The organism is bacterium, from assembly GCA_040753555.1.
Taxonomy (GTDB): domain Bacteria; phylum UBA9089; class UBA9088; order UBA9088; family UBA9088; genus JBFLYE01.
On the sequence record JBFMDZ010000078.1, the window covers coordinates 1 to 10,113 of the forward strand.

12 protein-coding genes are annotated in these 10,113 nt (G+C 36.5%); 5 read left to right on the plus strand and 7 right to left on the minus strand.

Features of this window, described 5'->3' with window-relative positions:
- Positions 1 to 126: 126 nt before the first annotated feature.
- Together AB1630_07370 and AB1630_07375 are read left to right on the plus strand one after the other, a co-directional pair.
- Positions 127 to 252: a hypothetical protein gene (locus tag AB1630_07370; protein ID MEW6103612.1), complete on the plus strand. Its 126-nt coding sequence runs from the start codon at positions 127 to 129 to the stop codon at positions 250 to 252.
- Between the two features lie 28 nt (positions 253 to 280).
- Entirely contained in the window at positions 281 to 496 is a 216-nt protein-coding gene (locus AB1630_07375; GenBank protein ID MEW6103613.1) for a transposase, read from the plus strand.
- On the opposite strand, the gene AB1630_07380 is transcribed toward AB1630_07375, so the two are convergent.
- Positions 419 to 856, minus strand: a complete 438-nt coding sequence (locus AB1630_07380) for an AAA family ATPase (GenBank protein ID MEW6103614.1) — start codon at positions 854 to 856, stop codon at positions 419 to 421. The genes AB1630_07375 and AB1630_07380 overlap by 78 nt on opposite strands.
- 352 nt (positions 857 to 1,208) lie before the next feature.
- On the opposite strand from AB1630_07380, the gene AB1630_07385 reads away from it, so the two are divergent.
- Entirely contained in the window at positions 1,209 to 1,691 is a 483-nt protein-coding gene (locus AB1630_07385) for a CvpA family protein (protein MEW6103615.1), read from the plus strand.
- Positions 1,688 to 2,077: a biotin/lipoyl-containing protein gene (locus tag AB1630_07390; protein ID MEW6103616.1), complete on the plus strand. Its 390-nt coding sequence runs from the start codon at positions 1,688 to 1,690 to the stop codon at positions 2,075 to 2,077. Before AB1630_07385 ends, AB1630_07390 begins: the two co-directional genes overlap by 4 nt.
- On the opposite strand, the gene AB1630_07395 is transcribed toward AB1630_07390, so the two are convergent.
- From AB1630_07395 to AB1630_07405, 3 genes are read right to left on the minus strand one after another with little or no spacing between them, the layout of a single operon-like run.
- Positions 2,072 to 2,338 carry an HU family DNA-binding protein gene (locus tag AB1630_07395; protein ID MEW6103617.1) on the minus strand — a complete coding sequence of 89 codons (267 nt, stop codon included), beginning with the start codon at positions 2,336 to 2,338 and terminating at the stop codon, positions 2,072 to 2,074. The genes AB1630_07390 and AB1630_07395 overlap by 6 nt on opposite strands.
- Entirely contained in the window at positions 2,335 to 2,943 is a 609-nt protein-coding gene (locus AB1630_07400) for a DUF502 domain-containing protein (GenBank protein MEW6103618.1), read from the minus strand. Before AB1630_07400 ends, AB1630_07395 begins: the two co-directional genes overlap by 4 nt.
- The gene (locus AB1630_07405) at positions 2,931 to 3,560 is read right to left on the minus strand and encodes a DUF502 domain-containing protein (protein ID MEW6103619.1); all 630 of its coding nucleotides are present in this window, start codon (positions 3,558 to 3,560) and stop codon (positions 2,931 to 2,933) included. Before AB1630_07405 ends, AB1630_07400 begins: the two co-directional genes overlap by 13 nt.
- A gap of 18 nt (positions 3,561 to 3,578) precedes the next feature.
- Here AB1630_07405 and AB1630_07410 point away from each other — a divergent pair, with 18 nt between their 5' ends.
- Positions 3,579 to 3,704: a hypothetical protein gene (locus AB1630_07410; GenBank protein ID MEW6103620.1), complete on the plus strand. Its 126-nt coding sequence runs from the start codon at positions 3,579 to 3,581 to the stop codon at positions 3,702 to 3,704.
- A 41-nt stretch (positions 3,705 to 3,745) separates the two neighbouring features.
- Here AB1630_07410 and AB1630_07415 read toward each other — a convergent pair whose 3' ends face one another.
- The 3 genes from AB1630_07415 to AB1630_07425 form a co-directional block, all read right to left on the minus strand.
- Positions 3,746 to 6,817, minus strand: coding sequence for a cohesin domain-containing protein (locus AB1630_07415; protein MEW6103621.1), 3,072 nt, complete (start codon positions 6,815 to 6,817; stop codon positions 3,746 to 3,748).
- Between the two features lie 267 nt (positions 6,818 to 7,084).
- Complete coding sequence (locus tag AB1630_07420) at positions 7,085 to 8,053, minus strand: right-handed parallel beta-helix repeat-containing protein (protein ID MEW6103622.1); 969 nt, start codon at positions 8,051 to 8,053, stop codon at positions 7,085 to 7,087.
- 270 nt (positions 8,054 to 8,323) lie between these two features.
- A complete protein-coding gene (locus AB1630_07425; GenBank protein ID MEW6103623.1) occupies positions 8,324 to 10,021 on the minus strand; it encodes a DUF2723 domain-containing protein in 1,698 nt (565 codons plus the stop codon).
- Between the last annotated feature and the right edge of the window lie 92 nt (positions 10,022 to 10,113).

Below are 10,113 nucleotides of genomic sequence, written 5' to 3' on the forward strand. Positions count from 1 at the left end.
TGTTAAAGGAGGCATTTAACATTTCTTCCTTTGAATTTACAAGGGATAGGAAGCTATGTAGTATATAATGAAAATTTCTCCCTTGAAAAATCAGGGGTAGACACAAGGCTTCCGTGAAGTTGGGTTATGGTTAATCGCAGGCTCTCCAAAGCCCATCTTTTGAAAGAAATCTTTGGAAATCTATGTTATGGAGATACAAAGGCAATGCCCTTAAATTCTGGCATAATTGGAAAGAAAAGCTTGCAGGGGTAGACTTGAGCCTTACAAGAAATTTGCCAAAATGATAGACAGGCATATAGATGGGATTATTGCTTATTGTGAAAAAAGAGTTCCTCTTGGCTACATAGAGGGAACTAATCTTAAGGCAAAAAATATTATCAGAAGGGCATATGGTTATAGGGATAAGGAGTATATGAAGCTAAAGATTATTCAAGGATGTTCCTCTATGGGTGTCTTTAAACCCTATCCATACCCTATCCACTATAATCCGGGATGAGCCATATCTTTTCTCCTCATAAATCTCTCGGACACCTATCTGCCAATTTTTAAGATTTTGAATCTCATCAAAAAAGATATATTCTAATCTACCAAAGAGTTGGAGATGAAGGTTAACGAGCTTTCTTAAATTGCTCCCATCAAAATCTAAGAGCTCTGGGGCCTCAAAATCCACATACAGAACATTATTTCTATCTTCAATCCTATTTATCATATCAAAAAGAAGATAGGTCTTTCCAACCCTTCTTGCTCCGATTATTGTAATAACGAACTCTTTGGTAAATTTTATCCCTAATTCCCTGCTAAAGGTCTGGAATCTTCTTTTTTGAAAATCAATTAGATGTTGCTTTATCTCCTCCATATTTCTCCTTAACAGGAAACTTAAATAACCAATTTTTGTTTCCTATAGGAAACATTATATACTAAAGGAATGAATCCTGTCAAGATAATTTATCACACTGATATTACTATATCAAAATGGCAAAATACGGAACAAGGTATTATTCTGCCTATTAGCAGTTTTATTATTTTACTGCAAAATAATTTTTTGTTGCAATTATAAAGGATATTGAATTTGCCTATCTCTGGCAGGAAATACTCATCTTGAGTATTATGGCTCTTTTAATATTTAGGTATCCTCTTTTCATAAATACAGCCTTCTTAAAAAATAAAAACATTTGACAATAAAGCCTGTTTAAGGTAAAATTCATCTTATGAACGCATTAGATATTGTTATTGTTGCCATTTTTTTGATAAGTATATTGATAGGGTTATTAAGGGGAATAACAAGGGAAATATTCTCTTTGCTTTCCATATTCTGTGGAATAATTGTAGCAAGTAGGGGGTATCAAAAATTCTCTCCCTTTTTCTTGAAATACATAAACAATGAGTCATTAGCAAATATAATAAGTTTTGTTGCTGTTTTTCTTATGACAAGCCTCTTTATTTCCCTGATTGGTATATTATTAGAAAAAGTCTTAAAGATTTTACACCTAAGCATATTTGATAGAATTTTTGGTGCTATTTTTGGGGCAATTAGGGGTCTTGTCCTTATAAGCTTACTAGTTATAATTATTGAAAAATTCCCTATTTCGGCAACAGAGAAGCTTGTTCAAAACTCCATCCTTTTCTCCCTTCTTTCTCCATTAAAAGACATCCTTCTTTCCTTATTTCCATTCCAATTCCTTAAAAAATGAAATTAGAAGAAAAAATAGAGAATCTTGGAAGGCTTTTAGACGAACTTGGCATTTCAGAAATATTTATAAAGGAAAAGGATGATTATATAAAGATTGTAAAAAAAGAGAAGGAAATCCCTGAGGAAAAAAAAGAGCCTTGTGTTTATAAAGAGATAATTGCTCCCCTCTCTGGAAGGTTTTATAGGTCGCAAAAACCAGGAGACTCTCCTTATGTTGAAACAGGAGGAATGATAGAACCAGGAAAGACAATTTGTTTAATTGAGGCAATGAAGGTATTTAATGAAATAAAGGCAGAAATTAAGGGAAAAATTGTAAATATTCTTGCCACCGATGGCCATCTTGTAAAGGCAGGGGATATTCTTTTTCTTGTAGAACCAAGTTTATAGGTTTTTTATCCCTTTTCCCCTAATAAATACTACAGTCTTTTGGGAAGGTATATCCACTACCTCTTGTGTTTTTATTATTCTACCTTTTTTTGGCTTTCTTTGGACAACAACAAAGCTTCCAAATCCCCTGATTTCAATCCTTTTCTTTTCTTTAAGAATCTCTGCTATTGCTGAAAAAATCTTATTCACTATAAGGATTGCGTCATCCTTTTTAAAGCCCAGTTTTTCTGCTACTTGCAAACCCAATTCTTTTTTTGTCATTTTGGAAGAATAAGCCCAGCTGATACAACCATTTTAAAGCCTTCATCAAGAGGGATATCTAAATGAATAATATCATCCTCAGAGACAAGGATTAAGAATCCCGAGGCAACACTTAATGGCTTTGGAACATAAATACTAATAAGTTTTTTTCCAGTAAGCTCATCTAATGCCTTTCCTGATTTGGCTGTTACAAAACCAATGGCATATAATCCTTTTCTTGGATACTCAACAAGAGCAACCCTTGTGAACCCCTCAATTGCCTTATTTAAGATAAAAATATCAACAAGCTGTTTTATTGAGGTATAGAAGCTATTTACAACAGGGAGATTCCTCATTAAGCCCTCAACCCATGTAAATATGCCCACCTTTCCTATCTTTGTGGTAATATATCCAGCCATAAGGATAACAAGAATAGTAATAAAAATCCCGGCAAAAAGGTCAAGAAAACCAGACAAAAATCCATATTTTATTCCCAAAGCTCCAGATATGGGCATACTTAAAAGGCTTCTGGTAATCTTTAAAGAAAAAATAAGAATGCCAATCGTTGCTACAATTGGAATAATAGCAATAATCCCTGTAATGAAATATCCCTTTATTCTTGCCATTTTTCTGGAATAATAAGCCCTCCAGATACAACCATCTTAAACCCCTCATCAACGGGAATATCTAGCTGAATAACTTCATCTTCGCAAACCAAAACAAAAAAGCCAGAGGCTAAATCAAATGAGTTTGGAAAATAAACATTTATAAGCCTCTTTCCCGTTTCCTTATCCAAATCCTTTGAAGACTTGGCTGTTACAAAACCAATAGCATAAGTTCCTTCTCTTGGATATTCAACCAACACAACCCTCGTGAACCCTTCAATTGCCTTATTTAGAATAAAGATCTCAACAAGCTGTTTTACTGAGGCATAGATGTTGCTTATAACAGGAACCCTTCCTACTAAATTTTTTATCCATCCAAATATCCCCCTTTTCCCTATTTTTGTAGTAATGTATCCAGTAATAAGGATAACAAAAATTGTAATGAAAACACCAGAGAAAAAGTCAAGAGGTCCAGATAAAAATCTATATTTTATTCCAAAAACCCTGGATATGGGCATACTTAAAAGGCTGTTGACAATCTTTAGAGAAAGAGCAAGGATAGCAATGGTTGAGGCAATAGGGATAACAGCAATAAGCCCTGTAATAAAATATCTTTTTATCTTTGACATTTTAAACATTTAACATTATAATAAAAAATGATTAAGGAAGCAATCTCAAAGGTAATTTTGCAGGAAAATCTAAGTCAAGAGGAAGCCTATAATGTAATGGGAGAGATTATGGATGGCAAATCCAGCGATGCCCAGATTGCCTTGTTTAATTGATTATCCCTAAAGTATGCCTTGCCAAGATTATTTAAGGTAAGCTATTTTCCAATCACCATAGCCTTACAATCAGAGAATTCTCCGGCAGAAAGCTTGTAGAAGTAAAGACCAGAGGATAAGGGTTCTTTATTGTTATTCTTTCCATCAAAGAATATTGCAGAGCCCTCTTTTGCCTTTGTGTATTGTCCTTTCTTTCTAAAGCCTACATCAATTGTTTTTACCTTTTGTCCTAAGATGTTGTAGATTGAAAGGGAAACATAGTTGTCCTCTGCAAGCTTAAATGGAATCCAGGCTGAATTATTTGTTGGATTTGGGAATGATGGAAGGAGTATAGTATTTGGAATAATGGGTGCATCTATCTCTATGGGTTCTTCTTCTACATCTGGCAATTGGTCTCCTGTGCTTGTTCGTTCAATGAACATTGTGTTTCTGTTTGAGGTCTCATCAAAATCAAAGGAGAGGTTTGATTTTCCTTCTGCTTTAACAATGAATGATATTCCTGCCAAGATTCCTCCCTCACTTGTTTCTGGCTTCCTTAGACCAAAGGCATAGTCTATTTTTCCATCTTTTACGCTATTCTTTAGGGTAGATGTAGCTTGGGTTGGCCAATTCCCTGGTTGTAGCTTATCTTCTGTTGGACAAAGGAGGTTTTGGTCATAGGTTAGGTGAATCTCTCCACAAAGGCTATTCTTTGCCTCAGAGATAAGAATATTTAGGGTAATAACATCCCCTGGCTTTGCATTCTCAATTAAGATTGGTTCAAACCTTAAGGCTATATTTCCCGATGATTTTGCTTTAATTGCCCTTATTCCCCTTCCCCTGGTGGTCTGTGTTTCTCCAAAGTTATCCCTAAAGATCATAAAGTCCCAGATGTCAATTACACCATCCTGATTAAAATCACAATTTGGATTATAATTTAAAGAGCCAATGCTTGAGTCAAGGGAATCAGCCAAAGATGGCCAATCTAGGATATTTATCTGTCCATCACCATTTGGGTCTCCGGCAATTAAGGTAATTGTTCCAATGTCTGTGGTATCGTTGAATTGGGTCTTGGTTATTAAAACATCGGTCTTAGTCGCTGGGGTTGCCCCAGGGTAGGTAAAGGCTAGGGTATAGGTTCCTACCGGGATATTTTGGAAGATAAAGTAAGAATCAATATTTGTTGTTTTGGTTTCTCCGGTTTCAACCAATCTTACTAATATTCCTGCTTGTCTTTGTGCCTCTGTTCCTTTGTCAATCAGGCATAACCCTGAGATGCTTCCAAATCTCCTTAAAGAATGAGCTTTAAAAATAATGGGTGAACCAGAAAGGCTAGGATTTCTTGCCTCAATAGTATAGGTTCCTGGTGGTTCTGTTCCTAAGGTAAGGTAGGTTGCCGATGTTCCATTTAGGTTTGTTAGGGTTTGTGTAGCTGATAGGCTAAATCCTGATGCACCATTTGGATTTTCTGTAATTAGCCAATCTATTGAGACATCAAGACAAGGGTTATGATAAAAATCTTCTACCTTACAAACAAATGGGTCTGCTAAGGTTTCTTGGCAATTTTGGGTTTGATTATTGCCTGAGACATAAATAAAGCTGGTTGGTGTTCCAGGGGTTATAATTACGCTTGTTGTTCCAATTAAACTTAAGAATTCACCTTGGATGGTGTATGTTCCAATATAATGTGCCTCAAAGGAATTAGTGGTAAAGCTTCCTCCTCCATTTGAGGTAAATGTTGTTGAGCCGGTAACATCTACATTTGATGCTCCACATTGGGCAAAACAAGAATAAGGTTGTGTCTCTCCTGCTTTAATGCTTTTATTTTCTGGATAAACCCTGATTGATTCGGCAATATAGAATAAGCCTTCATCCTTATTAAAGGGAATAGATTGGCTCATTACATTTGCCAGGATTGTATTGTTCCCAAATTTTAAGGTAGATGTTCCAGCTTCTTTTCCTTTAAAGCGAGCTGAGAATAAAATACCAGAACCAGAGGCAGAGCCAGTGAATAATCCCGCAAAGTAATAGATACAACCTGATGTATTTGTGTTATAGCTATTCATTGCCGAGGGAGGGAAAGAGCCAGGGGTAATATTTCTAACCTCTAATACACCTGGGTCAAATAAAAGATAAACCTGGGCAGCAGCAAGCTCTCTTACATCATCTATTCTTACATCCACATTGAATTCATCATTCTTTGCAATGATTTTAGATTGGGGGATAACCCTTAAGAAGGTGGGAGGAAGAAGATAAAATGTTGTGGTGGCATAGTTTCCATAGCTATCTGTGGCAGTAATAAGCTTTGTCCCAGGGGGTTGGGTGCTTACGACAAAGGTTGTTGAGAAGGTGCCAATGTTGCTTGATTGGGTGGTGGTGATGGTAGGCTGGGTGCCGAAGGAAATGGAAATATGGGTTTGTGTGGCAAAGCCAAAGCCTTCAACAGTTATCATTGTCCCAATTAAACCTGAATTTGGAATAACTGAAATGTTTGGTCCGGTAAAGGTTCCTAGAAGATAAGGTCTATATTCAACCCAATCACTTACCATATCCCCCATTCCAATGGGATTTGAAGTGCCATGATATGGTCCAGAACTTGCTCCCCACCAATTGCAAATAGCAGAAATTGTTCCTGATGTCCCATCATGATAGACACCATAGCCTTTAGTTAAATCGCCATTTTTGTTGCCTAAGAGGTTGTTGTAATGGATTGTTGGAAAAGAATTTAAAATAGAGTATATACCACAGCCAATGCCTCCAGAGCCACCTGAACCAAGCCAGCCACCAGCTGGTCCTCCTTGACCTCCTTGATTATTTGATATGCTATTTCCAGAGATTGTATTAGTGCTTAAATTTGAAAGATAAATCCCACATCCAATGCCTCCAGAGCCACCTGATCCCTGGGTGCCACCTGTTCCTCCCCTCCCTCCCGTGTTATTTAATATTGTATTTTGTGCTAATGTATTGTTTGTTGATTGATAAAGATAGATTCCAGCTCCAATTCCACCAGGGCCACCTGAACGCCAATAGCCACCTGCTCCTCCCTGACCTCCAATATTTCCTGATATTGTATTTCCTGAGATTATATTATTGCTTGAATTTGAAAGATAAATCCCACAGCCAATACCACCCAAGCCACCTGAACCATGGTAACCACCTGTTCCTCCTTGACCTCCTGTGCTGTTTGATATTGTATTTTGTGTAATTGTACCATTTGTTGATGTTCCAAGATATATTCCAACTCCAATACCACCAGCGCCACCTGAATTCTCACAGCTGCCGGTTATTCCATTCTGGCCAATTCCACCAGAAATTGTGTTATTTCTTATGGTAAAATTAGAGCAATTGATTAAGACAATCCTTCCTAGGTTTGTTGCACCTGCACCAGCTGATGTTAATGTTTAACTTTCAATGGTTATGCCTGATTGGTTATAGTAATAATGAATTGGCTCAGTGTTGTATGTATTTGTAATTGTAATTGTATTATTATAAGAATTTGGCTCAATATATATTCCATAACCCTGGCCAGAAGCACCACCTGATGAACCTTGAAAACCACTTCCTCCTTGACCTCCTGGGTTATTTGAAATTGTATTTCCCAAGATTGTATTATTTGTTGAATTTGAAAGACAGATTCCTATGCCAATGCCACCAGAGCCACCTGAACCACCCCCGTTGCCACCTGTTCCTCCTTGGCCTCCTATGCTGTTTGATATGGTATTTCCTGAGATTGTATTATTGCTTGAATTTGAAAAATAAATCCCACAGCCAATGCCTCCAGAGCCACCTGAACCAGCCCAGCCACCTGCTCCTCCCTGACCTCCTTGATTATTTTTAATTGTATTTGTTCCAATGATGCTATTATTTGAATTTGAAAGATAGATTCCACAACCTGTTTGTTGTAGTTGTGAAACCCATCCATCATCCCCTTTATTATCATGAATAAAATTATTTGTAATCGCAATTTTAGAAGCATTTTCCAAACAAGCTGCCTGCTTTGCGTAGCCTATATCGCAATATTTAATTTGACTTCCATTTGCTCCGCTTCCAGATAGCTTAATCCATTTCCAATGCCCAGGTGTATGGATTGCCTGGTCAGAGGTAAATGTAATTGTGCCAAGGGGTGTACCTATTGCATTTAATGTGCCATAGCATATTAAAGATGTATTTGTTGCAAACCTTACCTCAACATTTGGATCAATTGTAAGGCTTGTTCCATTTTGCACAGTTGCATCGGCAGTAACGATATACGGACTTCCAGCCGTTGTCCAATTTCCCGAGACATTACCGCTTACATAGGTCTCTGCCCAGGCTATTTTGCAAACCCAAAATCCCAAAGCCATCAAAATCCCAAAGATTGACTTTCTCATTTTTAAACCTCCTTAAAATAGCAGGCTCACTTGCCCTGCTTTGATTTTATATAAAAACCTTTGAGGGTGGTTAGGTCTACCCCCCCCCCCTTATCATTTTATAATTTTTCAAAATTCTCATCTTAATTTAAGCATAACATAATTTACAAAACAATTTTGCAAGAAAAAAATTTTAATGTAAAATTTTACCTTTAAACATCGTAAAAAAGAATAACAACCCACTCAATTCTTGTCAAGAATTTTCTTTTTGCATTCCAAAAAATACTTTTCTCATTCATTTCTAGTCTCTTTAATGACAGATCTAATCCTCTCTGCTTCCTTTTCTTTTCCTATAAGAGTATAAGCTATAGCATAGTTTTTGAAGGTGATTTGACTTCGCCAGTCTTTATATCTTCCCAACCCTCTAATTTTGTATGAAATATCAGGAATACCTTCATTTCCTGAGGCGGCTTTAAAAAACAAGCCGTTTGGGATAAGCCTCCATGAATTGATATACTCAGGCTCCTCAATATAGATGGAGTGAGAATTGATGTTACGCAAGATAAGGCTATAGAGATAATCGCTTAGATTGATTGTATAACCAATGGCAGAAACAGAGAAGGAAAATTCATCTTTATAAACTTTCTGGAGAAAGGAGTTATACCAGGGATACTTAAGAAATGGAAGTGAAATATGGATTAAATCGGCTCTTTTTCTCAATACATTATTGAGATAAAGGAGGGGGAAGCCTGTATTATCACCGCATTCAAGGATAATTGGATTTGATTTAAATGTCATTAGGACATTATTCCCTAAATCATAGGCAAGGTAGTAAAAGGTTCTGTTATTATAATTATAATTTTTGCTTATCGGAAGGAAGATAAGAAATAAGGAGAGATAGAGCAAAATAGAAAACCTTCTTATAAGAAAAAGACCAATCCCAATAAAAATGGAGAGGATAATAAATGATGGAATATAGTAATCTTCAATATTTGGAATATCGTAGCTTACCGAATAAAGGATATTGGAGAAGATAATAAAAAAGAAGAATGTAAAAAGAAGTCTTTTCTTAAAAAGAACGAAAAGCCCAAAGAGAGCGATAATAAGAAGAATATTAAACTGGTGGGGAAGAAAATTAAGCTGGTTTATTAGATGGGATAATATTACCTTGGGAGAGCTTGTAAAATAGGATTTATAATGCCTGGCTGTAATGTGGTTTATAAATTTTTCTGTTGTATCCGGATCACCCCAATTAAGTACAGGCTCCTGACTCGCCCTTAAGGGAAGATAAGCCCATAAAGTAAGAGGTAAGAGGAAAAAGAAGACAGAAGACAGAAGACAGAAGACAGAATCTGATTGTAATTTCTTTTTGCCTTTTCCTCTATTTTTTATCAATGTAGCAAGGATAAAGAAAACACTTGCCGGCACAAGGTAGATTGTTTGGAAGTGATGGGTAAAGGATAGGCCTAAGATAAAGGAAAACAAATAAAGAAATTTTAAATTGTAAATTGTAAATTTTAAATTTTCTTCCCATTTAAGTAAGATGAAAATGATTAAGGTGGCAAAGAGGGCATTTAGGGTATATTTTTCAGCAATCACAGCCTGTTCCCAGAAGGTTAAGGAGAAGGCAAGGGTTAAGCTTGCAACAATAGAAGGAATAATCAGAGATGTAAGCCTTAAGGTTATAAAATATGTCATCATTACACAAAGCGAGGCAAAGAGAGCAGATTGCATATTCATCCTGAAGGCAATGTTTCCAATGGGAATTAAGGTTATAAAAACCTTACCCAGCAAGGTATAGAGGGGATAACCAGGAGGATGGGCAATGCCTAAGGTGTAGGCAACGCTGATAAGCTCACCAGAATCATGGAATCCCACTGTTGGGGTTAGGGTATGCAGATAAACCCCAAAAGAAACAAATAAAACAAGAATGCCAAAGATGTAATCTATTGTCTTAAAAGGGATTAATGGCTCATCTTTACTTTTCACAAACCCATTATATCAAGCCTTTAGCCCAAAAGTCAATCGTAGGTTGGATTTGCTAATTTTTGGAAGGTATTTTACAAAACCCTAGCATTCTC